The sequence below is a fragment of the Rhodococcus sp. WS1 genome (assembly GCF_003797745.1).
Taxonomy (GTDB): domain Bacteria; phylum Actinomycetota; class Actinomycetes; order Mycobacteriales; family Mycobacteriaceae; genus Rhodococcus_F; species Rhodococcus_F erythropolis.
The window spans coordinates 2,226,970-2,250,243 of record NZ_RKLZ01000002.1 but is presented as its reverse complement, the minus strand read 5'-3'; the positions used below and the strand labels follow the sequence as shown (position 1 = coordinate 2,250,243).

The following is a 23,274-nucleotide window of genomic DNA, read 5'->3' as shown; positions in this document are numbered from 1 at the left end:
CCTCTGGCAGTCCCGATGTAGCCGTTCGTGTGTGCATCAGTTCTCGAGCGCGATGTACTTCGTGTTCAGGTATTCCTCGATCCCCTCGGTCCCGCCCTCGCGGCCGAATCCGGATTCCTTCACACCACCGAACGGCGCTGCCGCGTCCGAGATCACTCCGCGGTTGACGCCGATCATTCCTGATTCCAGTGCGTCGGAGACCCGAAGCGCACGGTCGAGATCCCTCGTGAAGATGTACGCGGCCAGTCCGAACTCGGTGTCGTTGGCGGCCGCGATTCCCTCGGCTTCGGTGTCGAAGCCGGTGATCGCGGCGACGGGTCCGAACACCTCTTCCTTCAGTATCCGCGCGCTCGCCGGAACGTCGGCCAACACCGTGGCCGGATAGAAGTACCCCTCACCACCTGGCGCTTCGCCGCCCAGTCGAACCTTCGCCCCGGCATCCACCGCATCTGCAACCAACTCTGCGACCGTGTCGAGCTGGTTCTGGTTGATCAGCGGGCCGAGCTTCGTCTCCGGGTCGGTACCCGGTCCCATCGTGAACGCCGCCATCTTCTCGGTCAGCTTGGTCGTGAACTCTTCACGCACGGCGTTGGCGACATGGAACCGGTTGGCGGCGGTGCAGGCTTCGCCTCCGTTGCGGAGCTTGGCCAGTACCGCACCCTCGACTGCCTTGTCGACGTCCGCGTCGTCGAACACGACGAAGGGCGCGTTGCCACCCAATTCCATCGACGTGCGGAGCAATCGCTTCGCGGACTTCTCCACCAGCATCTTGCCGACGCCGGTGGACCCGGTGAAGGTGAGCTTGCGCAGTCGAGGGTCGTCGATGAGAGGGCCGGTCACTTCACCGGATTTCGATGTCGGCAACACCGAGAGGACTCCGTCGGGCAGCCCTGCTTCGGCCATGAGCTGAGCGAGCAGCAGCATCGTCAACGGGGTCTCCGAGGCGGGCTTGACGATGATCGTGCAGCCGGCGGCCAACGCCGGTCCGATCTTGCGGGTGCCCATCGCCAACGGAAAATTCCAGGGAGTGATGGCCAGACACGGTCCGACCGGCGCCTTGGTGACAAGGATCCGGCCGTTGCCCGCCGGCGCCGGCGTGTAGCGCCCGCCGATGCGAACGGCCTCCTCGCTGAACCACCGGAAGAACTCGGCGCCGTATTTGACCTCGGCACGGCTCTCGGCGAGTGCCTTGCCCATTTCGAGGGTCATCAGCAGCGCCACGTCCTCGGCGCGCTCGGTGATCTTCTCGAAGACGGCTCGCAGAATTTCACCACGCTCGCGCGCAGGTGTGCTCGCCCACTTCGACGAGACGGCCACGGCTTCGTCGAGAGCGCGCAGCGCGTCCGCGGGGCTCGCATCGGCGACGTCGGTCAACGATTTTCCGGTCGCCGGATCCGCCACCGGGAAGGTCGCGTTGTTCTCCGCGGGCACGAACCGGCCGCCGACGAACAACTGGGTGGGAACTGATCGAATGAATTCGAATGTGTCCATGGGTTCCATGATGCTCGTCGGAGCCGCGTCCGTCTGCCCGCCAGCGAGACTCACGCGGAAGTTTCCAGCTTGTGCCACTAAAGTCGATGATCGTGAGCACTGACATCACCGGAACCTCAGCCTGGCAGAAACTGCGCGCTCATTACGCCGACATCGAAGGCGTTCACCTGCGAGAACTCTTCCAGGACGATCCAGCCCGCGGGCGAGAGCTGGCGATCGACGCCGGTGATCTTCACATCGACTACAGCAAGCATCGCGTCAGCCGCGAGACTCTCGCGCTACTCGTCGAGTTGGCCCGCGAGGCCGGCGTCGAGGCACGACGCGACGCGATGTTCGCGGGCGATCACATCAACAGCTCGGAAGACCGAGCCGTGCTGCACACAGCACTGCGTCTGCCGAAGGATTCTGCTCTGACCGTCGACGGTCAGGACGTCGTCGCGGACGTTCACGAAGTTCTGGACGCGATGGGCGCTTTCGCGGACCGTGTGCGCAGTGGCGAGTGGACCGGCGCCACCGGCAAGCGCATCCGCACCATCGTCAACATCGGCATCGGCGGTTCCGACCTCGGGCCCGTGATGGTCTATCGCGCGCTACGGCACTACGCGGACGCTGGGATCAGCGTTCGGTTCGTCTCCAACATCGACCCGGTCGACCTGGTCGGGCAGCTCGACGACCTCGATCCGGAGACGACCCTCTTCATCGTCGCGTCCAAGACGTTTTCCACCCTCGAGACGCTCACCAACGCGACGGCGGCCAAGCGTTGGCTGTTCGCCGGTCTGGGCAGCGAAGACGTCTCGGCCGTAGCCAAGCATTTCGTCGCAGTCTCCACCCATGGTGATCGCGTGGCGGAGTTCGGCATCGACACCGCGAACATGTTCGGATTCTGGGATTGGGTCGGCGGGCGCTACTCCGTCGACTCGGCGATCGGACTGTCGGTCATGTGCGCCGTCGGACCCGTTCGTTTTGCCGAATTCCTCGACGGTTTCCACCAGATCGACACGCACTTCCGAAACCAACCGCTCGAGCAGAACGCGCCGGTTCTCCTCGGACTCATCGGACTCTGGTACTCCAACTTCTTCGGCGCTCAGTCCCGCGCAGTGCTGCCCTACTCGAACGACCTGTTGCGCTTTCCCGCGTACCTGCAGCAGCTGACTATGGAGTCCAACGGCAAGTCGGTTCGCGCCGACGGCTCACCGGTGACCACGTCCACCGGTGAAATCTTCTGGGGCGAGCCGGGAACCAACGGCCAACACGCGTTCTATCAGCTCCTGCATCAGGGCACGTGGCTCGTGCCCGCCGATTTCATCGGCTTCGCGGAATCCACCGACGATCTGCCGACGGCGGACGGCACCGGATCCATGCACGATCTGCTCATGAGTAACTTCTTCGCTCAGACAAAGGTTCTCGCCTTCGGCAAGACTGCCGAAGAAATCGCTTCAGAGGGCACGGCCCCGGAGTTGGTGCCGCACAAGGTGATGCCAGGCAACCGGCCTTCGAGCACCATCCTGGCCAAGGAATTGACGCCCTCGGTCGTCGGTCAGTTGATCGCACTCTACGAGCACCAGGTATTTGTCGAAGGTGCTGTGTGGGGTGTCAATCCGTTCGATCAGTGGGGCGTCGAACTCGGCAAGACGCAGGCACTGGAACTGGGACCTGCACTCTCCTCCGAAGAGGCACCCGGCGACCTCGGCGACACGTCCACCGACGCACTCGTGCACTGGTACCGCAAGGAGCGCGGACGGGCCTGATTCACGCGGCAGCAGGGCCGAACCAACTCTCCGTCGCGTACACACGTCCGGATCGGTCGACGAGCCGAGCGCGAAGCTCTTGCTGTTCAACCCATTTGATGGCGCTGATACCCCGGATCAACGCTGCTTCGCTCGCGGCGTACGCCCACACCGCGTCGTCCGCTATCACCGAGACTTGCGCCCATTCCGTGGAGGGACGCTCCTGGTTCGGCTCCCAGGAGGGCAGCTCTACCGCCCGCGCCGTCGCCATCGCGGTTCCGTTGATCAGTTCGACTTCTTCGCTGCCCGGCACCGGAATCTGCCAGCCACCGGCCGGTGCATGGCCGGCCGTGGCGATCACCTCGCCGATCCGTACGGCAACACCACATTGCAGTTCGGCAGCCACGATCTGCGCGGCGCGATCGACGGTGTCTGCCTTGGCAACTCCGGTGATGTCGAACGACGCACCCCAGGGCGCGTACACCACGTCGCCGTCGAGCTGTACGTCCTCGAACGTCGGGGTCGGGTGGACCGGAGGGATGGACTCGTCCTCGGAGTAGTTGTCGGCAAGCGGATTGACTGCGCCGCCGGTCATACGAGCCGCCCACAGCGCCGACCGCAAGAGAGCAGACATGCGCCGAGTCACTTTGACCGGAGTTCCCTGAGCGAGGTTGACGGCGTGAATCTCGGCGTCGCCCCGGCGAAGGTCGCACACCGCCTCGGTCTCGTCGATGGCAGCTGCGATCAACGCGTGCGCAGTGGGCAGCGCAGCGCCTTCGGTGACATCCACCTCCACGGCGGAATCCCACATCGCCCACTTCTCGACACTGACCATGTCAGTCCTGCCCTTCGAACACACCGCGTTGTAACCAGTATGCGCCGGTCAGCAAGCCCCGTGCCATAAGCCGCTTCCGAGGCCGAGGCACGCATCCTGCAGGAGGAGCAGCGCACGGCAGGGGCTGATGGTAGATCTGTGCGACAGAATTGCCGCCCGGACTGTCGCCCTCTGTGTGCAAGCCGCGTAGTCCTTCGAAGGGTCCTGACACGCACCCGATGTCGACGGGCGTCGACTACTACCGGCGCAGCGGGCTATTCCGATCCGAAAGACGCAGAGGCGACGCTCGACATGTCGTGCCGGGACGCTGCGCCTCGAGCTCCGTCTGCCGCAAAACACGTCCGGGCGACGCTGATATCACCGCAGGAGATAGCGGCGACTGACGAGAAGCACTGTGTTCCAACGTCGATGACATACCAATCGGCCGCTTTCGACGCGCGCCACTTTCGACAGGTCGACACACCTGCCCGCTCACTCTCGACTGCCGAGAAAATACGCGCCCATCACTACGTGCGAGCGTCGAGCAGAGCACCGAGAAAGAGTTCCGAACACGCGGCGCGCCAACCGCCGGAGAGAGTGACGCCCGGCGCCCGGCGGCAGCGCTCGCACGTTACAGACAGGGCCACAATGCATCGACGCAGCTACATAGGACCGGCCGAAAGAACCTGCAGCACAACGGCGTAACCACCGACATTTTGCTTATACGCCACCTGCACGCCCGTTGGCAAAACGAACGGTCAGTACGCGGCGTAAATCACATACTTTACAAAGTCTTTGGAATCTCTCCGCGCCAAATATCCGCAGGTGAAAGGACTTTCGACCGGAGTCCAGAATAACCGTGTCGTCTACTATGTGAAAACTGCGAAGTAGCTGTGACGCTGGGTCACGCTCGAGGGAGGAATTGTGACCGATTCATTCAAGGACCGCTTGAACGCCTTGTACCCGGCCACAGCCCCGAGACTCACCAACGCACAAGTTGTGGAAGCCCTTTCACAACGCGGATGCAAGATTTCGACACCGTACCTCTCTCAGCTCCGGAGCGGTGTGCGCACAAATCCGTCAGAGCAAGTCGTTTTGGCATTGGCCGATTACTTCGGCGTAGCAGCAGAGTACTTCTTCGGCCCGACGCCTCGCCAAGATCCCGAACTGATTCCGGAAGAAGACCGTTCGGTTGTCGAAGAGTTCCACGACAGCGAATTGCGTTCTCTGGCTATGAAAGCGGTCGATCTCTCCCCTGAATCGCAGGACTTACTCTCGTCGATTGCGGAGAAACTTCGCTCGTCCGAAGGACTCCCGGCCGTACCTCCGGATTGCAGCACGTACGCCCCACCGTTCACTCGTGACTGATCCAGTGCGAAGATCAGCGAGTCAAGCGGCCCAATAGTGCCGAGGCTGTGACGATTCCGAGCAGCGCTGCCCCGATCAGCACGCCGAAGTCGACGACATAGTTGGTCGGCATTCCGATGAGTAGACCGCGTAGTGCTGACACCTCGTAGCTCAGCGGGTTGATGCGGCTGAGCCACTGAACCCACGTCGGCATGAGTTCGACCGGGTACAGCGCGTTGGACGCAAAGAACAATGGCATGGTGATTGCCTGCCCGATGCCCATCAATCGATCTCGTTTGAGCACGATTCCCGCGATCGCGACCGACAAGCAGGCAAAGAACGCGGAACCCAGGACAACGACCAATACGACCCCGAGCAGTTTGAGCGGGTTCCACGTCATACTCACCCCCAACAGCGCCGCCACGATGACGACCACCATTGCCTGGGCGACTGCGCGGATCCCGGCGGCGAATGCCTTACCTGTCACCAATGCTGCGCGCGGCGTCGGCGTGACCATCAATTTGGTGAGGACTCCCGCGTCACGCTCCCAGATGATCTGGATTCCGTAGAAGATCGCAACAAAAAGAGCGGACTGCGCAATGATGCCGGGCGCGAGAAAGTCGAGATACGGTACGTCGCCAGTGGGGATCGCTCGGATATGACTGAACGTCTGGCCGAAGATCACCAACCAGAGGATCGGCTGGATTGCGCGCGTGACCAATTCAGATCGGTCGTGCCGCAACTTCTGAACTTCCACGAGGCAGAATGTGTAAGTTCTCGAGAGCAATCGAGCGAAACCGTTGGTAGTGGGATCAGCCCAAGCGGCGCGCTGTGCGACGGGCACTGCGGACATCGCGGAGACCTCCTGACTTGTCGCCGGTGAGATCGTCGCCGGTGTAGTGACGGAACACGTCTTCGAGAGTGGCCTCCGGCCCCAGTTCGGCGGCCAACGCGCTCGGCTCGCCCACCGCTCGAAGTTCACCGTGATGCATCAACGCAACACGATCACACAGCTCCTCGGCTTCTTCCATGTAGTGCGTCGTGAGCAGCACAGTCATGCCGTACTGCTTCTGCATCTCCGCCACTCGCTGCCAGACGGATTCGCGGGCAATGGGATCCAGCCCCACCGTCGGTTCGTCGAGTACCAGCAACGACGGTCGGTTCACCAGCGCCTGCGCAAGTTCGAGACGTCGCACCATACCGCCGGAGAAACTCGACGCCAGACGATCACCTGAATCGAGCAGGTCCACCATCTCGAGCGCCTGGTCGACGCGCTCGCGTCGTTCGGACCGCGGAACGTCGTACAGTCTCGCGAACCAGGTCACGTTCTCGCGTGCGGTCAATGCGCTTTCGATCGAGAGCTGTTGTGGCACGTACCCGAGGTAGCGCCGAATGGTCATCGCCTCGGTACGAACTGAGCGACCGAGAATCCGAATATCACCGTCTTGCAGAGGAAGTAACGTGTTGAGCAATCTGATCGTCGTAGTCTTTCCTGCACCGTTGGGACCGAGCAGGCCGAAGCACTCCCCCGCGTTGATGACCAGACTCAGGCTGTCCACCGCGCGGTGGTCGCCGAACTTGTATGTAACCGAGTCGATCTCGACCGCGTGTGCGCCGGGGTCGGGTGAACCTGCCGCTCGGCTCTTCCACCACTGTGTCAGCATCTCACTGCCCCTCACCTTCTGATCCGGCTGCTGCCAGAGCGCTCGCCAATCGCGACAGGGCTGGTAGCGCAGCCTCGATCCTCGCCCTGTCTTCTCCGGTCAGACTCGACAATGCCTGACCGACAATCACACTCCGGCGATCACGCCACACTTCGACGCGGGCGCGCGCCTCGTCCGAGAGGACCAATCGCGCGACGCGTCGATCAGCCTCGTCGGCAACCCGTTCGATCACTCCATCGTCGACGAGCTGCCGAACCAGGGTGGACACCGTGTTTGCCGCGACACCCAATCGCCCGGCAGCCTCAGCCACCGACAGACCCGGGTTGCGCCGTAGCAGCCTGACGAGTTCGATTTGGGCGCCGCCGAGCGGTCGTTCTGCAAACGGTCGCCCCGATGCCTTCCTCGTGCCTCGACGCAATTGCCCGAGCGTCTCCAGGACATCATCCGAAAGCCTGTGATCTGCTCCGATTTCATCCACACCTCACAATAGCTCTGTAACAGAGCTATTGTCGAGGAATCCGGACGCCCGGCGTTTTCAGCTCGTCCGCAACGGGTATCCCCGATTGCTTGTCCCGAGCACTCCCGCCCAGAACGGAGACGTCATGCGCAGACAGTGGTTGTTCGCGACGGTTGCGAGTAGCGCCCTGATCCTCACCGGTTGCTCGCCCGACGCCCTCGATTCCGGGGACAGCGCAGACAACGTCACTGCCATTGCGACGTCGCTGTCGCCACCCGCCGCCGCTGATGCACCCCTGCTGAAGACCGCCGACTCCCCACTCGGGACGATCGCCGTCGACGGCGAAGGCATGACCGTCTACGTCTACAACCCGGACGAGGAGAACTCACAAGCCGGGTCGTGCGACGAAGCGTGCCTGCGTTACTGGCCGGCGGTCACCTCGGTCACGGATTCGCCGATCGTCGAAGGAATCGACGCCGTCATCGACACTGTCGACGGGCCTGAAGGATCTTTCCAGATCACCGTCAACGGCAAGCCCGTCTATCGGTACCTCGACGACAAGGTTCCCGGAGACATGCTCGGACAGAGCGTCGGCAGCCTGTGGTGGATGATCGACGCCGCCGGAAACCCCGTGTTCAAGACTGAGTAACCCTCAGTTGTACGGCTGCCGCGCGGTTTCGGGGTCGCCGTACGTGATTGCCCGTTCCCGACGCGTTTTCGACGCCAGGGTTGCGCCCCAGTTCAGCACCGTGCTGGCGCGATTGCGGAACCCCGCGAGGAACGCGATGTGGATGATTCCCCATGACACCCATCCGATGAACCCGGACAACTGGACCGGCCCTGCCTGAAGCAACGCGTGGCGTCGCGAAATGTAGGCCGCGGTTCCAAGATCGCGGTACTTGAACGGTTTTCGGCTGGGCACTCCGTTTTCCACGGTTGCAGCGATCCGGGCACCGGCGTGCCGACCACCCTGCATCGCGACCTCGGCCACCCCGGCAAGTTTGTCCCGCGACATGAGGTCGCCCACCACGTAGACGTTCGGGTGGCCGGGAACGGTCAGATCGGCTTCCACCTCGATGCGGCCACCGCCGACCTGCTTCACACCCAGCGCCGTGGCCAGTGCCTCGGCGAACGGCACTGCTTCGACGCCCGCGGTCCACAGAATCGTGCGGGTCTCGTACTGCCGCTTCTCTTTTGTCTTCTTGTCCGTCGTCTCGATGCTGGTCTCGCACACGTCGGTGACGTGCACGCCGAGGTGAGTCTCGACGCCGATCCCGTCGAGAGTACGTTTGGCGGCGGCCGAGAGCTTGCGACTGAACGAAGGGAGCACCCGATCGTCGCCGTGGAAAAGCAGTACCCTTGCCTCGTCCGGGTCGATGGACCGGAACTCGTTTGTGAGCGCGTGCATTGCCAATTCGCGGATCTGTCCGGCTAATTCGACGCCGGTGGGTCCGCCGCCCGCCACGGCGAATGTCAGCCACGGTCGACGTTCTTCCGCTGTCGGGAGCGATTCGGCCATCTCGAACGCAGCAATGAGACTGCGTCTGATCGCCAAAGCGTCGTCGAGGGTTTTCATGCCGGGCGCCCATTTGATGAACTCGTCCTGACCGTGGTACGACTGGCGCATTCCAGCCGCCACGATCAGGTAGTCGTACGGCAATTCGAAGGTCGACCCGTCGAAGCGACTGGCAGTCAGTATTCCGGCGTCCGCGTCCACCGACTTGGCCTCGCCCAGAACGACGTTCGTGTTCTTGTTGTCCTCGAGCAGATGACGCAACGGACTTGCGATCTGCCCTTCGGAGAGCAGACCCGTGGCGCACTGGTAGAGCAGTGGCTGGAAGACGTGGCTGGTCCCTCGGTCGATCAGAACCACCTCGACGTCGGCCTTCTTGAGTCGTCTCGCTGCGTACAGTCCACCGAAGCCGCCACCGACGATCACTACTCGGGGCTTACCGTTCGAGATGTGGATGCTCATCAGACAAACCTCGCTGTCACGGAGTTGGGCAGGAATCGTAGGGCCGCATCTATCCCTTGCCACTTGAGGCCGGGTAGCGCCGCTCGGGTGGTTTCCTTCTCGATGGCGTCGACCATGGCACTGACGCCTTCGTCCAAACTGGCCATGAGCGCTGCGTCGTCGCCGGCGCCGGCGGACATGTCGGTCTTGATGAAGCCCGGCAGCAGGGTGGTGACGCGAATAGGTGTGCGCGCCAACTCGATACTGAGCGCCTCACCCAGAGCCGTTACCCCGGCCTTGCTTGCCGAATAGGCCGCTTTTGGCCCTGGTAGCCCCCGATCCGCGCTGATCGAGGACACGAGAACCAGGTGTCCGGCGTCCTGCGCGCGGAAGATCTCGAGCGCAGCTTCACACTGCGACAGCGCGCCGACAAAATTCGTCTGCGCTGTTGCAAGATTCGCGTGCGCTTTTCCGGTGCCGATCTTGGCGCCCTTGCCGAGCCCGGCGTTCACGATCACCCGGTCCAGGCCACCCAACTCGTCGCGCAGCTCACCGAAAACCCGGACGACGGAATCGTGTTCGGTCACATCGAGTTCGCGCACTGCGACGCTGATCGACGGGTACTGCGCCACCAGCTCCCCACGCAGCGTGTCGAGACGATCCGTCCGCCGGGCACACAACGCGAGGTCGCGACCGGCCGCGGCGAATCTCCTGGCCATCTCCTCACCCAGACCCGAACTGGCACCGGTGATCAAAATCTTCTGCCGCGTCATGGGTGCAACTGTAACCATCTTCGAGTTCTCGTACCCGGCGGTAACCGAGCGAACTCGGACCGATCCGACATACCGTGGAGGCATGACCGACGAATTCGATGTCATCGTGATCGGCGGTGGGCCCGCCGGCGAGAACGCCGCCGCGTACGCCATCGCCGGAAGTAATCGCACCGCCGCAATCGTGGAACACGAACTGGTCGGCGGTGAATGCTCGTATTGGGCCTGTATGCCCAGCAAGGCGCTACTGCGCCCGGGGCAGGTCCTCGAGGCGTCCGACGCTTTGCCCGGGATCCCGGCCGGACCGCTGGACGTCGAGGCCGTCCTGAAGCGCCGCGACTCGTTCACCCACGACCACGACGATTCGTCCCAGGTCGACTGGGCCACCTCCGCGGGAATCACCGTGATCAAAGGCCACGGGGTGATCGACGGCGAGCGCGCTGTGACCGTCGACGGGACCCGTGAGCTCCGCGCCCGCCAAGCCGTCGTACTCGCCACGGGCACAACTGCCACTGTCCCGAAGACGCCGGGGTTGCGTGAAGCACTCCCGTGGACGTCGCGCGATGCGACCAATCTCCACGAGGTTCCGTCGCGGGTGGCGGTCATCGGCGGCGGAGTCGTCGCAACGGAGTGCGCAACGTGGTTGTCGTCGTTCGGCGCTCACGTGACACTGCTCGTGAGAGGCGATGCTCTGTTGAAATCGGCAGAACCGTTTGCCGGAACGATGGTTGCCGAAGCACTCGGCGCCCGCGGCGTCGACGTTCGACTGAGCACCGCCGTCAACTCGGTGTCGCGACCCGACGCCAAGGACACCGGTGAGGGCCACATCCACGGTGGACCCGTCAGCATCGAGACCTCTTCCGGTGTGATCGAGGTCGACGAGGTCATCGTCGCGGCGGGCCGCGGTCCGACATCTGCCGATCTCGGCTTGTCCGTCATCGGCCTCGAGGACGGCAAGTACGTCACCACTGACGATCACCTCTGTGCCCAAGGTGAGTGGCTCTACGCCGTCGGAGACATCAACGGTCGCTCTCCCCTCACCCACATGGGCAAGTATCAGGCGAGAGTCTGCGGAGACGTCATCGCCGCGCGGGCCGAGAGCCGCGGACTCAGGGGACCTCGGTACACGGCGTCGGCGGACAACGGACAGGTCCCCCAGGTGGTGTTCACCTCACCCGAAATCGCCTGGGTGGGACGCACCGAGAAGAAAGCTCGCGACGACGGCTACGACGTCGAAGTCGTGGAGATCGAACTGGCCGTCGCAGGATCCTCGCTGTTGCGCGACGACTACTCCGGGCGCGCGAAGTTGGTCATCGACAAGGCCACCGACGTGATCCTCGGCGCTACTTTTGCCGGGCCCGAAGTATCCGAACTGGTGCACGCGGCGACAATCGCGGTCGTCGGCGCCGTCCCACTCGAAACTCTCTGGCATGCGGTGCCCTCGTATCCGACGGTCAGTGAGGTCTGGCTTCGATTGCTGGAGGCTCGCCGCTGACGCGATCCCGAAGTACGTATAGTCGCGACATGGCGTCCGACATACTTGTGACCACGGCCGACGGCACCCTACGCGGCCGCCGGGTGGGAAAACTTCGTGCCTGGCGCGGAATTCCCTACGCCCGGCCGCCGGTCGGAACACTGCGTCTGACGCGGCCGCAGCCGGTCACACCATGGACCGGAGAACGCGACGCGACCAGGTTCGGCGACGCCTCGGTCCAGCACAAGAAGGGGCTGCTGCTTTCGCCCGGGAAGTACCAGCCGAGCAGCGAGGACTGTCTGACACTCAACGTGCTCGCTCCAGCGAACGCCGGTAACACCCCGCTTCCGGTCATGGTCTTCATCCACGGTGGGGCAAACACCATCGGGACCTCGGCTACCGGCTTGTACTCCGGTGTGTCCCTCGTCGAACGCGGCGACATCGTCTACGTCTCGATCAACTACCGCCTCGGTGCTCTGGGGTACCTCGATTTCACACCCTTCTCCACGGCCGAGCGGGCATTCGATTCCAACCTCGGACTGCGCGATCAGGTCGCGGCCCTGCAATGGGTGCAGCGCAATATCGCTGCCTTCGGTGGGGATCCTGAAAAAGTCACGATCTTCGGTGAATCCGCCGGAGCCACTGCCGTCACCACCTTGATGGCTACTCCGGCTGCCAAAGGACTGTTCGCTGGTGCGATCGCCGAGAGTTCGGCTCCTGATCTGGTCTCGAGCACGCAGCGATCGCACGCCTGGGGCGCGCGTTTCGTCGAGATCCTCAATTCCGGTCTACCGCCCGCGAAGGCTTTGACCTCGGCGACTGCCGTCGAATTGGGCCGAGCAGGCAGCAGACTCGGTGCCGAGGTACTGGCGAACACGCCTGGACTACATCCCTTCGGTCCGGTCGTCGACGGCGACTTCCTGCCGCGCTCCCCCTTGGACGCAGTCAATGAAGGATCGGCACACCAGGTTCCGATGATCATCGGCACCAACAGACGGGAGGGAACGCTGTTCCCGAAGGTGCTCGACGCACTCCCGACCAACCCGTCGCGCATCGACACCATGTTCGCTCTCACCGATCCCGAGGCCGGAAAGCGCATCCTCGCAACCTATCCCGGCTATCCCGACGAGCAGTCCGCGATCGATGTCGGTGGAGACGTCACGTTCTGGCACCCTTCAGTGGAGTTGATGCAGGCTCACGCACAATCGGCGCCGACGTACGCCTACCGATTCGACTTTGCGCCGACCATGATGCGTTGGCTCGGCCTCGACGCCACTCACGGTTTCGAGATGTTCGCGGTCTTCGGTATCGGCGACACCCTTGTCGGGCGCGGCCTCACCCTTCCCGGCGGTCGGCGCGGACTGCGCGCAGTCACCGAATCCGTTCAGGGACACTGGCTTCACTTCGCCAAGCACGGCTCGCCGCGTGGGTCGTGGCCGCGTTACGACGCGCAGGAGCGTAGGACCATGATCTTCGACGAGATCGTCCGCGTCGAGAACGATCCCAGACGTGAACAACGCTTGGCCTGGTCGGGATACAGCGGTTACCGTAGCCACGGCACCGACATCTCCCTACCGTGACGAGCCCCCTCGAGATCACTCTCGATTCCGGGGTCGTACGCGGGCGCCTCGATCGAGGACTGCGCACCTGGCGAGCAATCCCCTACGCAGCGGCCCCGACCGGCCGCTGGAGATTTCGCGCACCACAGCCGGTCGAGGCTTGGAATGGTGTCCGCCCGGCGGAAGCATTCGGCTCTCCGTCTCCGCAGCGCAAGAGCAACTTCGACGAGAACTCACTCTTCGTCAATGTCGTGGCCCCGCAGGTACCGTCGGATTCGTTGCGACCGGTCATGGTCTTCATTCACGGCGGCGCGTACAACGGCGGGAATCCGTCGACGCCCATGTACCGCGGAACGAGCCTGGTCGAACGTGGCGACATCGTCTACGTCTCGATCCAATATCGTCTCGGCGCGTTGGGCTACCTCGATTTCAGTGAGTATTCCACTGCTGAACAATCATTCGACACGAACCTCGGATTGCGCGATCAGATCGCCGCGCTGACGTGGGTCCAGCGCAACATCGCCTCTTTCGGTGGCGACCCGAACGCCGTCACCGTCTTCGGTGAATCGTCCGGCGCCAACGCTGTCACCACTCTGATGGCAACGCCCGCGGCCCGAGGGTTGTTTGCTCGGGCCATTGCTCAAAGTCCGCCAGCTGCTTCGGCATACGGAAAGGATCGAGCGCAGCGATGGGCGCGCGAGTTCCTCGAGATCGCAGACGCACCGGAAACCGATCCTGCCTCGTGGCTGCGCTCCGCTTCGGTGAAGGAACTGGTCGACGGCGGCGAAGAACTTGCGCGACGCGGCGCGGACGAAGAACCCGGAACACGGGCATTCGCCCCTGTAGTGGGTGACGACATTCTTCCCGAACACCCGCTCGACGTGTTCGCCGCCGGACGGGCCCACCCCGTTCCGCTGCTCGTCGGTTCGAATCTCCATGAGGGGCGGATCTTTCCGCGCGTTCTCGACATCTTGCCTACCAACCCGGTTCGGATCGAGAAGATGTTCTCCCACACCACCCCTGAAGTGAAAGCACGTGCGCTCGCGGCGTATCCCACGTATCCGCATCGTTTCGCTGCCGCCGATCTCGGCGGCGACATCACCTTCTGGGAACCGGCAATACTGTGCGCACAGGGCCATTGCCCGGTAGCTCCTACCTACAGTTACCGCTACGATTTTGCGCCTCGCCTGCTCAGACTCATCGGCATGGGCGCTACCCATGCCACCGAATTGCTTGCGGTCTTCGGCCGTTCGGATGCACTCACCGCGGCCTTGACCGCGGTCGGTGGACGTCGCGGACTGGCCGCGGTGACCTCCACCGTGCAGCGCCACTGGATCCATTTCGCCCGACACGGAGTGCCGGACCAGGATTGGCCCGCCTACTCCGTCCCGGAGCGGCAAACGATGATCTTCGACGAGACGTCCAGAGTGGAGAACGACCCGATGGGTGAGCGTCGACGCGCCTGGATCGGCTACGAGCACCGACGCTGAAGCCCGGTCAGAAGAACTGGCCTTTCACGAAACCTGCGAGCAGGACCGCGAATCCGCCCACCTCACCGAGAATCAGCAGGAACATTCCGAGGTGCAGGGGCGGACCGGCGGACTCGAACTGATTGTCGGTGTCCTTCATCGCACCGTGAGCGATGTAGCTGAAAATCGCTGCGAGAAAGAAGAACACGACCACTGCGGCACTGGTCAGGTTGATCCACGTCGGCCACGCACTGAGTTCGACGAACACCGCGATCAGCAGCGTCGCAAACGAGTACATCAGGGCTGCGCGGTGGGCGATGTCGACATACGGATGGGCGAGGTGATTATCCGAGGTGGCCATCTGTCGGTACTTCCAGATTCCCAGGCACAGGGAGAGAAGGAAGATCAGACCGGCCGCGAGCAGCGTCAGTGTCGTGTCGATCCCCAGGGTCATCTGCTCACCCCGCAGTGCGCTTCCAGTGAGTCACCGCTGGGTGATCCAGTCGAAGGCTTGTCGTAGACGACAACCAGCACCACCGCACGATCTGCCGACACCGATCGCATCCGGTGTGGCGTATTCGCGTCGAAATACAGGCTGTCGCCGGCGTCGAGGTGCATCGTCTGTCCGGGGATTTCGAATTCTACGGATCCGGAGTGCACGAACACGAACTCCTCTCCCGTGTGGTCCATGAACTTGGGACCCATCACCGACGCCGGATGAACCACGAACGGCTGCATGGCCTTTCCGACCATGGAGGGCGCGATCGGATCGTAGACGGAAGACTGCACGGAGGAAGCCGGGTCGATCACGCGGTCCTTGGCGCGCACGATCGTCATGGCATTGCCCTCCATACTGTCCGAGAACAGTTGTCCCACATCGGCATCGAGCACCCGTGCAATTTTGAGCGCCACCGCGATCGACGGGGTACTGATACCCCGCTCGACCTTCGAGAGATAGCTCTTCGTCAGACCGGTCTGCTCGGCCAGGCCCTCGAGCGTCAGACCGGCGCGACGCCGATGTGTTCGCAAAAACGCTGCCATTCGGTTCCCCTCACGAGACTTTGTGTCATCACACTACCAACACATTGACCTGCGACGATCAGCGACGCTCGTACTGAGGGTTGCACATTTCCGTCCTATATGACACTTTGTGTCCTATAGGTGACTGAATGTCATTGATTCCGGGCCCGAGAAAGGCACACCCCATGACCGACACGATGCATGCGAGCAAGCAAGAACTCATGGCCACCGCCGAGACGAAGATGCTCACCGAAGTAACCACAGGTAGTTGGACACTTCGACAGAAGATCGCACTGACCTGCCGCGCGCTGTCGGACGCCGGCCACGATTCCGGTCTCGCCGGCCAGATCTCCGCCCGCGGTGAGCAGCCTGGCACGTTTGTCACCCAGCGACTCGGCCTCGGGTTCGACGAGATCACCGAGGACAACCTCCTGCTCGTCAACGAGGACCTCGAAGTCCTCGACGGGGAGGGCATGCCGAACCCCGCCAACAGGTTCCACAGTTGGATCTACCGCGCCCGACCCGACGTCAACTGCATCGTCCACACACACCCACTGCACGCGACGGCGTTGTCGATGCTCGAGATTCCCCTCGTCGTCTCCCAAATGGACATCGCGCCCCTCTACGACGACTGCGCATTTCTCGCCGACTGGCCCGGAGTTCCCGTGGGAAACGAAGAGGGCGAGATCATTTCGGCTGCGCTCGGCGACAAGCGGGCAATTCTGCTCGCCCACCACGGCCAACTCGTCGTCGGCAACACGGTCGAAGAAGCATGCTCCCTCGGGCATCTGATCGAGCGGGCCGCGCGGCTGCAGTTGCTGGCAATGGCTGCCGGCGACATCAAGCCGCTACCGCCTCGCCTGGCGAAGGAGGCTCACGATTGGACGCTGACCCCTCGGCGCAGCGAGGCGAACTTCGCGTACTACGCCCGTCGGGCTCTCCGCAATCATCCCGACGCACTGACCAACTGAATTTCGTTTCCCACCAACAGAACAGAGAACCCCATGAGCAGAACAATCAAGGGAATCGTCGCCTACCCCATCACCCCGTTCGACCGGGACACCGGAGCATTCGATCCCAAGCCGCTACACACGCTCCTCGACAGCATGATCAGCAGTGGTGTCGACGCGATAGCCCCACTCGGCAGCACCGGCGAGAGCGCCTATCTCGACGACGCCGAATGGGAGTCGGTCGCCCGGGAAACTGTCGACTACGTCGACCGACGAGTCCCCACCGTCGTCGGAGTGTCGGATCTGACGACGGCGGGAGCACTCCGCCGAGCATCGATCGCGGCAGACGCCGGTGCCGACGCGATGATGATCCTCCCCACGTCGTACTGGCATCTGGGTGAGCAGGAGATTCGTGAACACGTCAGTGCGGTCGCCGATTCCGTCGACATTCCCACGATGATCTACAACAATCCCGCGACCACAGGGATCGACATGTCGCCGGAGTTTCTCGTCGACCTCGTCTCCACCGTCGACGGCATCACGATGATCAAGGAATCCACCGGCGACATCACCCGGATGAACCGCATCAACGAACTGAGTGGTGGCACGATTCCCTTCTTCAACGGCAGCAATCCTCTTGCACTGCAATCTTTCTCTGCCGGTGCAAGCGGATGGTGCACGGCAGCACCGTGTCTGGCCCCCGAACAGGTGGTGCACTTCTGGCGTCTACTCGAATCCGGTGATCGGTCGGGTGCCGCCGCTGTGTTCGAACAGATCGAGCCACTACTGAAGGTCCTCGTCAGTCGCGGACTGCCGTCGACGGTCAAAGCCGGGTTGGAATTTCTCGGCGTCGACGCCGGCCTTCCCCGCCGGCCCCTGCTGCCCCTCGACGACAACACCAGGACAGCTTTGTCCGACGCTCTGTCGGTGGCTCGCGGTGTAATCGTCGCGTCGTGACCTGACGTGGGAGTGGGTTCCGGCAAGATGGGATGCACACCGACCGAAGGAGGGGCACCATGTCCGTAGATTCACGGTCTGCGAGGATCGCCGTCACCGGCGCTACCGGTCATATCGGCGGACTGGTGGCCCGGTCGTTGGCCGACGCCGGTGTCCCGCAGCGGCTGATCGCGCGTTCGGTCAACCGATTACCGCAGCTCCCCGGTGCCGATTCGGCCGAGACCACGTACGGGGATCAGGAGAGCGCTCTCGCGGCTCTGGCCGGAATCGACACCCTCTTCATGGTCTCGGCGGCCGAAAGCGCAGATCGTCTGGATCAGCACCGCACCTTCATCGACGCCGCAGCGGAGGCCGGGGTCAGGCACATCGTCTACACGTCTTTCCTCGGTGCCGCTCCGGACGCGACGTTCACGCTCGCTCGCGATCACTGGATCACCGAAGAACATATCCGCGCTTCCGGACTCGCATTCACCTTCCTGCGCGACAGCTTCTACCTCGATTTCCTACCCGCTCTCGCCGGTGAAGACGGTGTGATCCGCGGACCCGCAGGTGACGGTCTTGTCGGCGCGGTAGCGCGGTCCGACATTGCTGCCGTCGCCGTGTCGGTTCTGCAGGATCTGGATTCTCATGTCGGACAGACGTACAACCTGACCGGACGCGAGGCACTGACGCTCTCCGAGGCCGCGAGCATCATCACCGAGGTCACCGGCAAGCGGACCACGTACGTCGAGGAAACGCTCGAGGAAGCCTACGAGTCGCGGGCGTCGTGCAACGCACCCGCTTGGGAGCTCGATGCTTGGGTGTCGACGTACACCGCAATCGCGCAGGGTGAATTGGCGATGATCACGAGCACCGTGGAGGACCTTGTCGGCCGGCCTGCGCTCACGCTGCGTGAATTCCTCACAGCAGAAACCGCCTGATGCCACCACGCAAAGCAACCACGGCACGCAAGGCTGCCGCAAAGAAGGCTGCACCGAAGAAGGCTGCTCCCAAGAAGAGTGCAACCAAGAAGAGTGCAACCAAAAAGACCGCCGCAAAGAAGACTGTCGCAAAGAAACGATCACGCGCTGTGATGCCCGACGTTCCGACATCCGCTCCGGGCGAACGAGTCTGGCTTCTCGACGTACCCTTTCGGACGCCGGCGCCTGGTGCGCAGTTCGTCAAGAAATGGAAGAGCTACGCGTGGGTCGGCACGGAGTTGCCTGTAGAACTCGCTCCGTTCAAGGCACTCCCCTTCTCGTATCAGCAGTGGGTCGAGGACGACATCAATGACAGCACCGGCGAACGCCCGGTTGCTGCACCCAAAATTCCTCGGCCCGAGCAGGTTTCGGGGGCTGCGGCCGTCGTCGACGCTGCTCGGGCCGGCAAACGCGGATTTCTGTTGGCAGACAATGCCGGCCTGGGTAAGACGCTGATCGCAGTGATGTCGGCCAAGACGATTGCCGAGGAACGCGGCGAAACCAACATCCTCGTCCTCGTCGATCGACCCGCACAGATCACCATTCCGCATTGGCGCTATTCCATCGCCTCGGTGGGCGACGGCGGATTCCGCTGGCTGATCATGTCGCCTGACCAATTGAAGAAGCTGATCGCGCGAAACGGCCGTCCCAAGTACACCTTCGGCGTGGTGATCGCGGACGAGGCCCAGCTGTACAGCAACGACACACAGCGCACAGCTGCCTTCGAGAAGGTTGCGCGCTTTTCCAATTCACACGAGCAAGCGCCGTTCGTCCTGTCCGTGACAGCAACACCGGGACATACGCCGGCAGATCAGCGTTACCTGGCGCCGCTTTTTGCGCAGCTGCATTCAGAACCTTCGGAGTACTGGTCCGACCTGGGTGCCAGGCTTGTCGAGTCCGGCCTTCCGCTGGACAAGTCCTACGGGAAGTGGACGTGGAGCGCAGAGGCGAAGGAATCAGCGACCCTGCAATCCCAGGCGCTCGAGACCGTGCGTGGATGGATGTCGAACAGCAAACCGCCCTTGATGATTCATCGACCGACTCCGTGGGGACCCGTTCCGCTCGACGGTATGCCGATCGACCTCACGCGTGCCCAGCGCGCCGAGTACGAGACCGAGTGGGCCGAGTACGCCTACGAAATGGGATTGGCCCGCAAGAGCCGCAACATCGCGCGGGGCCGTGCGCTTGTTCTGCGCTATCGACAGAAGGCGGGCATGATCCGCGCCGAATCGACGGCCCAGTGGGCGCAGGCGCAGGTCAAGGCAGGCAAGCAGGTGTTGGTGGCCGTCGAATTCGTCTCCACGGCAGGCGATCCACTGGTCGAGATGATCGAAGACGCCGGGATCTCGGTGGCAAAACTGTTCGGCGCGGTGCCGGACAAGGAGGGTCAACGTCTGCGGTTTCAACGCGGGGATGCACCGGTCATCGTCTTCAATGTCACGACCTCGATCTCGCTCCACGCCAACGAAGCACTCCCCGACGGCACTCACGCGTCCTCGTTGCCACGGACGGGAATCTTTCATCAACCGCGATACTCAGGGATCGCGGCAGAACAGACATTCGGTCGGTCACACCGCGACTACCAGACGTGTCCATGGGTCATACCCTTCGGCGTGGGCACCAAGGAAGAGGACGTCGCCACGGTCATGTTGCGCAATCTCAATTCGGTCACAGGTCTGAAAGGCGGTGATCGATCCGGTCTGCGGTCGCTGTCCGAACTGCTCGGCGTCGAATGGCTAGAGCCCGATGTCTTGACCACAGAGACTTGACCTCGGAGGCTTGACCTCGGGGGCTTGACCACGGAGGCTTGACCTCGGAGGCTTGACCTTCCAATGGCCATCCAACGCGCGCACACGAACGGTTTCGGAGGTATGCCCCAATTCCACTCCACCATAACCGAATTCGGCTGACCGCTTCATTCCTTTCGGGACCTTGGGACTCAGGTATCTGTGACCTGACGTGGCAGACTCTTTCGAGTCGAGGTGCACCAGCCTCGAAACAGTGCCGAGAAACCGAGGGGTCCTATGCGCAATATCTACCGGTCATTGATGCGCAATGTCGGCCATACACAATGGTTCTCGGATCTCGGCAAGGATCTGGTTCCGCTCGATCGAGCAGTGCAGAGAGTGTCGGGCGGCAAGCTCTCACTCGTCGGCGAGAACACGGTGACCCAGCTACTGCTCACCACCACTGGCCGCAAGACCGGCCGTTCTCGCACCACACCACTCCTGTACGCACCCGACGGCGATGCGTTTGTCGTCGTCGGATCCAACTGGGGGCAGGATACGCATCCAGCGTGGACACTCAATTTGATGGCAAATCCCACCGCAATCGTGACAGTGAAGGGCGTCGAAATACCGGTCGGTGCGAGTCTGGCGGAGGGCGCCACGCGTAAGAAGTTGTGGAAGCTCGCGACCACCACGTGGCCACCGTACGAAACCTACGCCGATCGAGCATTCGGGCGCCAGATCCGCGTATTTCGACTCCAACCTGTCAAATAGCTGCTGGCGAGCGCAGGATGGGAAGGACCACCCTGCCGATCTCAGGAGCATTCGCGAATGTCCACAGCACTGACTCACGCAGAAGACACACAGATCACAGCTTCCAACGGGCGGATCGCACTGGAGCCGAACCCCCGCCGCATTCGAGCATTCTTCGCTGGTCACGCCGTCGCGGACACCACTCGTTCGGTGTACCTTTTCGAACGCGGCCGCCTGCCGATGTACTACATCCCTCGCGCGGACGTTCGCACCGAATTCCTCGTCCCGACGTCGACGACCACCCATTGCCCCTGGAAAGGCGACGCCACCTATTGGACGATCGAGATCGGGGATCGCCGGGCCGAGGACGCCGTCTGGTCCTACCCTGAACAGTTCGACGGTTCCCTGGACCTGAGTGAGTACGCCGCGTTCTATTGGGATCGCATGGACGCCTGGTACGAGGAGGATCAACAGGTCTTTGTCCACGCCCGCGATCCATACGTACGTATCGACGCACTCCCCTCGTCCCGACACGTCCAGGTTTTTGTCGGCGACGTACTGGTCGCCGAGACGACGCGACCCAGACTGCTGTTCGAAACCGGACTGCCCACGCGGTACTACATTCCGAGAATCGACGTTCGCAGCGAGTACTTTGTGCCGTCCCCGACCACCACGGCCTGCCCGTACAAGGGCACTGCGTCGTATCTGTCCTTCACCGGCACAACCGAACTCGCACCGATCGAGGATCTGGCGTGGTTCTATCCGTTCACCACCGCCGAAGCGTCCGGGATCGACAACCACGTGTCGTTCTATCCCGAACGCGTCGGCAAGATCCTGGTGGACGGTACCGAAATCTGACAGGCGCCGAAATCTGACAGGTGCGGGGATCCGAGAAGGTGCGGGTGCCTATCCCACCGAGACAAGGGATTCCGGGATTCGCAGTTCAGTCTTTTCCAGCCGGCGATCGTGCATCCACACCAACGCCGTTGCAACCGAGAAGACCAACCCGGCGATGCATACTCCGTTCCAGCCGTACGACTTCCACACCATCGACCCCACAGCCGAGCCCACGGCGGCACCCACGAAGTAGGTGGTCATGTACACCGAGTTCACACGCGAACGCGCTTCGGGGACAAGGGCGTAGATCACGTTCTGGTTGCTGACGTGCACTCCCTGCAGCGCGAGGTCGGCAAGAACGATGGCAACAAGAAACCACACTATATGCGTGGCACCGGAGGCAAACGGAAGCCACGAGACCAACAGAATCGCGATAGCTCCGCCCGTCGCCACCTGACCCAGTCCCCGATCGGCCAGCCTGCCCGCCACGGTCGCCATCAACGCTCCCGCCACGCCGAGTAGTCCGACCAGGCCGATTTGAGTATCGCTGTAGCCGAATTCGCCGGAGAGAAGAAAGGCCATTGTCGTGAAGACTGTGCTGACGGCAGCAAAAGCCAGCCCGCCCATGGCCGATCGAGTTCTCAGGCGCGGCAAGGTCGCAGCCAACTTCCCTACCGACACGAGCGTTGCGCCGTAGCTTGCCTTCGGTCGATCGGCGGAATCGGAAGGCAGAGATCGCCACAATGCCACGGCCATCACCACCATCAGAACCGCCGCAACCTTGTAGACCGTCGACCAACCTCCCAGTCCGGAGAGCACGCCGGCAACACTGCGCGCCAACAGGATTCCGATCAGCAGTCCGCTCATGATCGTTCCGACCACCTGACCGGACCTCTCAGGTTCGGCCAGTGAGGCGGCAAACGGAATCAGCACCTGGGCAGCAACCGAAAAGACCCCTGCCACTGCGATTCCCACGGCAAGCGTGGCAAAGTTGGGCGCAAATCCGCTGACCGCTTGACCCGTCGCCGCCAGCAGCATGAGCCCTACCGTCAGCTTGCGTCGGTCGACCATGTCGCCTACCGGAACCAGAAGTATCAATCCGAGTGCATACGCGACCTGTGCAATGGTCACCGTCGCGGCCGCTGCGGAGGCCGAGACGTTCAAGTGATCCGAAATGGAATCGAGAAGTGGCTGATTGAAGTAGTTACCGCCCGCGCACAGACCCGTCGCTGCAGCCATCAGCAGCACTATCGGTAGTCCGAGCCTCGGACGCGCGTCGCTTGAAATCATGTCGTCAAGCATGACCGCCCACACCGACGTGCGTCCAATAGATAGATATGCATGA

Annotated in this window: 22 protein-coding genes; 12 read left to right on the top strand and 10 right to left on the bottom strand. The window is 62.7% G+C overall.

Translation table 11 applies throughout. The annotated features are described in order from the left end of the window. Positions 1–36: 36 nt before the first annotated feature. On the bottom strand, positions 37–1,491 hold the full coding sequence (locus EEB12_RS23305) for an NAD-dependent succinate-semialdehyde dehydrogenase (protein WP_181447538.1): 1,455 nt from the start codon (positions 1,489–1,491) through the stop codon (positions 37–39). A gap of 92 nt (positions 1,492–1,583) precedes the next feature. Between EEB12_RS23305 and pgi the strand changes: the two genes are divergently transcribed. Next, on the top strand, positions 1,584–3,239 hold the full coding sequence (gene pgi / locus EEB12_RS23300) for a glucose-6-phosphate isomerase (RefSeq protein ID WP_141488583.1): 1,656 nt from the start codon (positions 1,584–1,586) through the stop codon (positions 3,237–3,239). Position 3,240: 1 nt separating this feature from the next. Here the strand turns inward: pgi and EEB12_RS23295 are convergent, their stop codons facing one another. Further along, entirely contained in the window at positions 3,241–4,053 is an 813-nt protein-coding gene (locus EEB12_RS23295; RefSeq protein WP_141488582.1) for an FAD:protein FMN transferase, read from the bottom strand. 903 nt (positions 4,054–4,956) lie between these two features. Between EEB12_RS23295 and EEB12_RS23290 the strand changes: the two genes are divergently transcribed. Then, complete coding sequence (locus EEB12_RS23290; protein WP_019744761.1) at positions 4,957–5,400, top strand: helix-turn-helix domain-containing protein; 444 nt, start codon at positions 4,957–4,959, stop codon at positions 5,398–5,400. Between the two features lie 13 nt (positions 5,401–5,413). On the opposite strand, the gene EEB12_RS23285 is transcribed toward EEB12_RS23290, so the two are convergent. The 3 genes from EEB12_RS23285 to EEB12_RS23275 are packed head-to-tail and all read right to left on the bottom strand — an operon-like array spanning position 5,414 to position 7,521. Further along, positions 5,414–6,232 (bottom strand): ABC transporter permease, encoded by an 819-nt coding sequence (locus EEB12_RS23285; RefSeq protein ID WP_141488581.1) that lies wholly within the window; start codon positions 6,230–6,232, stop codon positions 5,414–5,416. After that, the gene (locus tag EEB12_RS23280; protein ID WP_134999838.1) at positions 6,192–7,043 is read right to left on the bottom strand and encodes an ABC transporter ATP-binding protein; all 852 of its coding nucleotides are present in this window, start codon (positions 7,041–7,043) and stop codon (positions 6,192–6,194) included. Before EEB12_RS23280 ends, EEB12_RS23285 begins: the two co-directional genes overlap by 41 nt. Before the next feature lies 1 nt (position 7,044). Continuing rightward, the gene (locus tag EEB12_RS23275) at positions 7,045–7,521 is read right to left on the bottom strand and encodes a MarR family winged helix-turn-helix transcriptional regulator (RefSeq protein WP_020908655.1); all 477 of its coding nucleotides are present in this window, start codon (positions 7,519–7,521) and stop codon (positions 7,045–7,047) included. A 124-nt stretch (positions 7,522–7,645) separates the two neighbouring features. Here EEB12_RS23275 and EEB12_RS23270 point away from each other — a divergent pair, with 124 nt between their 5' ends. Beyond that, a complete protein-coding gene (locus tag EEB12_RS23270) occupies positions 7,646–8,149 on the top strand; it encodes a hypothetical protein (RefSeq protein WP_019744765.1) in 504 nt (167 codons plus the stop codon). 3 nt (positions 8,150–8,152) lie between these two features. Here EEB12_RS23270 and EEB12_RS23265 read toward each other — a convergent pair whose 3' ends face one another. Then, on the bottom strand, positions 8,153–9,475 hold the full coding sequence (locus tag EEB12_RS23265; protein WP_003946361.1) for an NAD(P)/FAD-dependent oxidoreductase: 1,323 nt from the start codon (positions 9,473–9,475) through the stop codon (positions 8,153–8,155). Beyond that, positions 9,475–10,227, bottom strand: coding sequence for an SDR family oxidoreductase (locus EEB12_RS23260; protein WP_141488580.1), 753 nt, complete (start codon positions 10,225–10,227; stop codon positions 9,475–9,477). The genes EEB12_RS23265 and EEB12_RS23260 overlap by 1 nt, the downstream gene beginning before the upstream one ends. Before the next feature lie 82 nt (positions 10,228–10,309). Between EEB12_RS23260 and EEB12_RS23255 the strand changes: the two genes are divergently transcribed. From EEB12_RS23255 to EEB12_RS23245, 3 genes are read left to right on the top strand one after another with little or no spacing between them, the layout of a single operon-like run. Next, the gene (locus EEB12_RS23255; RefSeq protein WP_141488579.1) at positions 10,310–11,719 is read left to right on the top strand and encodes a dihydrolipoyl dehydrogenase family protein; all 1,410 of its coding nucleotides are present in this window, start codon (positions 10,310–10,312) and stop codon (positions 11,717–11,719) included. A 29-nt stretch (positions 11,720–11,748) separates the two neighbouring features. Further along, positions 11,749–13,278, top strand: coding sequence for a carboxylesterase/lipase family protein (locus EEB12_RS23250; RefSeq protein ID WP_019744769.1), 1,530 nt, complete (start codon positions 11,749–11,751; stop codon positions 13,276–13,278). Further along, positions 13,275–14,747, top strand: coding sequence for a carboxylesterase/lipase family protein (locus tag EEB12_RS23245; protein ID WP_070795889.1), 1,473 nt, complete (start codon positions 13,275–13,277; stop codon positions 14,745–14,747). The genes EEB12_RS23250 and EEB12_RS23245 overlap by 4 nt, the downstream gene beginning before the upstream one ends. A gap of 7 nt (positions 14,748–14,754) precedes the next feature. Here EEB12_RS23245 and EEB12_RS23240 read toward each other — a convergent pair whose 3' ends face one another. Both EEB12_RS23240 and EEB12_RS23235 read right to left on the bottom strand, forming a co-directional pair. Beyond that, the gene (locus tag EEB12_RS23240; RefSeq protein ID WP_003946354.1) at positions 14,755–15,180 is read right to left on the bottom strand and encodes a hypothetical protein; all 426 of its coding nucleotides are present in this window, start codon (positions 15,178–15,180) and stop codon (positions 14,755–14,757) included. Beyond that, positions 15,177–15,767 carry a helix-turn-helix domain-containing protein gene (locus EEB12_RS23235; RefSeq protein WP_019744771.1) on the bottom strand — a complete coding sequence of 197 codons (591 nt, stop codon included), beginning with the start codon at positions 15,765–15,767 and terminating at the stop codon, positions 15,177–15,179. Before EEB12_RS23235 ends, EEB12_RS23240 begins: the two co-directional genes overlap by 4 nt. A gap of 164 nt (positions 15,768–15,931) precedes the next feature. Here EEB12_RS23235 and EEB12_RS23230 point away from each other — a divergent pair, with 164 nt between their 5' ends. From EEB12_RS23230 to EEB12_RS23205, 6 genes are all read left to right on the top strand, one after another. Further along, complete coding sequence (locus tag EEB12_RS23230) at positions 15,932–16,717, top strand: aldolase (RefSeq protein WP_019744772.1); 786 nt, start codon at positions 15,932–15,934, stop codon at positions 16,715–16,717. 33 nt (positions 16,718–16,750) lie between these two features. Beyond that, positions 16,751–17,653 carry a dihydrodipicolinate synthase family protein gene (locus tag EEB12_RS23225; protein WP_141488578.1) on the top strand — a complete coding sequence of 301 codons (903 nt, stop codon included), beginning with the start codon at positions 16,751–16,753 and terminating at the stop codon, positions 17,651–17,653. Between the two features lie 59 nt (positions 17,654–17,712). Further along, the gene (locus EEB12_RS23220) at positions 17,713–18,573 is read left to right on the top strand and encodes an SDR family oxidoreductase (protein WP_141488577.1); all 861 of its coding nucleotides are present in this window, start codon (positions 17,713–17,715) and stop codon (positions 18,571–18,573) included. Continuing rightward, a complete protein-coding gene (locus EEB12_RS23215) occupies positions 18,573–20,381 on the top strand; it encodes a DEAD/DEAH box helicase family protein (protein WP_141488576.1) in 1,809 nt (602 codons plus the stop codon). Before EEB12_RS23220 ends, EEB12_RS23215 begins: the two co-directional genes overlap by 1 nt. Positions 20,382–20,636: 255 nt before the next feature. Continuing rightward, entirely contained in the window at positions 20,637–21,113 is a 477-nt protein-coding gene (locus EEB12_RS23210) for a nitroreductase/quinone reductase family protein (RefSeq protein ID WP_019744776.1), read from the top strand. Positions 21,114–21,170: 57 nt separating this feature from the next. Continuing rightward, positions 21,171–21,950: a DUF427 domain-containing protein gene (locus EEB12_RS23205; RefSeq protein ID WP_019744777.1), complete on the top strand. Its 780-nt coding sequence runs from the start codon at positions 21,171–21,173 to the stop codon at positions 21,948–21,950. A 48-nt stretch (positions 21,951–21,998) separates the two neighbouring features. Here EEB12_RS23205 and EEB12_RS23200 read toward each other — a convergent pair whose 3' ends face one another. Next, on the bottom strand, positions 21,999–23,231 hold the full coding sequence (locus EEB12_RS23200) for an MFS transporter (protein ID WP_080909158.1): 1,233 nt from the start codon (positions 23,229–23,231) through the stop codon (positions 21,999–22,001). Positions 23,232–23,274: the final 43 nt, after the last annotated feature.

What these genes read in the sequence shown, in the direction of transcription:
- EEB12_RS23270 (WP_019744765.1), top strand. Translation starts at nt 7,646, where the DNA reads ATGCGCAGACAGTGGTTGTTCGCGACGGTTGCGAGTAGCGCCCTGATC.
- EEB12_RS23225 (WP_141488578.1), top strand. Translation starts at nt 16,751, where the DNA reads ATGAGCAGAACAATCAAGGGAATCGTCGCCTACCCCATCACCCCGTTC.
- EEB12_RS23235 (WP_019744771.1), bottom strand. Translation starts at nt 15,767, where the DNA reads ATGGCAGCGTTTTTGCGAACACATCGGCGTCGCGCCGGTCTGACGCTC.
- EEB12_RS23250 (WP_019744769.1), top strand. Translation starts at nt 11,749, where the DNA reads ATGGCGTCCGACATACTTGTGACCACGGCCGACGGCACCCTACGCGGC.
- EEB12_RS23265 (WP_003946361.1), bottom strand. Translation starts at nt 9,475, where the DNA reads ATGAGCATCCACATCTCGAACGGTAAGCCCCGAGTAGTGATCGTCGGT.
- EEB12_RS23210 (WP_019744776.1), top strand. Translation starts at nt 20,637, where the DNA reads ATGCGCAATATCTACCGGTCATTGATGCGCAATGTCGGCCATACACAA.
- EEB12_RS23295 (WP_141488582.1), bottom strand. Translation starts at nt 4,053, where the DNA reads ATGGTCAGTGTCGAGAAGTGGGCGATGTGGGATTCCGCCGTGGAGGTG.
- EEB12_RS23200 (WP_080909158.1), bottom strand. Translation starts at nt 23,231, where the DNA reads ATGCTTGACGACATGATTTCAAGCGACGCGCGTCCGAGGCTCGGACTA.
- EEB12_RS23255 (WP_141488579.1), top strand. Translation starts at nt 10,310, where the DNA reads ATGACCGACGAATTCGATGTCATCGTGATCGGCGGTGGGCCCGCCGGC.
- EEB12_RS23220 (WP_141488577.1), top strand. Translation starts at nt 17,713, where the DNA reads ATGTCCGTAGATTCACGGTCTGCGAGGATCGCCGTCACCGGCGCTACC.
- EEB12_RS23285 (WP_141488581.1), bottom strand. Translation starts at nt 6,232, where the DNA reads ATGTCCGCAGTGCCCGTCGCACAGCGCGCCGCTTGGGCTGATCCCACT.
- EEB12_RS23230 (WP_019744772.1), top strand. Translation starts at nt 15,932, where the DNA reads ATGACCGACACGATGCATGCGAGCAAGCAAGAACTCATGGCCACCGCC.
- EEB12_RS23305 (WP_181447538.1), bottom strand. Translation starts at nt 1,491, where the DNA reads ATGGACACATTCGAATTCATTCGATCAGTTCCCACCCAGTTGTTCGTC.
- EEB12_RS23260 (WP_141488580.1), bottom strand. Translation starts at nt 10,227, where the DNA reads ATGACGCGGCAGAAGATTTTGATCACCGGTGCCAGTTCGGGTCTGGGT.
- EEB12_RS23280 (WP_134999838.1), bottom strand. Translation starts at nt 7,043, where the DNA reads ATGCTGACACAGTGGTGGAAGAGCCGAGCGGCAGGTTCACCCGACCCC.
- EEB12_RS23215 (WP_141488576.1), top strand. Translation starts at nt 18,573, where the DNA reads ATGCCACCACGCAAAGCAACCACGGCACGCAAGGCTGCCGCAAAGAAG.
- EEB12_RS23240 (WP_003946354.1), bottom strand. Translation starts at nt 15,180, where the DNA reads ATGACCCTGGGGATCGACACGACACTGACGCTGCTCGCGGCCGGTCTG.
- EEB12_RS23205 (WP_019744777.1), top strand. Translation starts at nt 21,171, where the DNA reads ATGTCCACAGCACTGACTCACGCAGAAGACACACAGATCACAGCTTCC.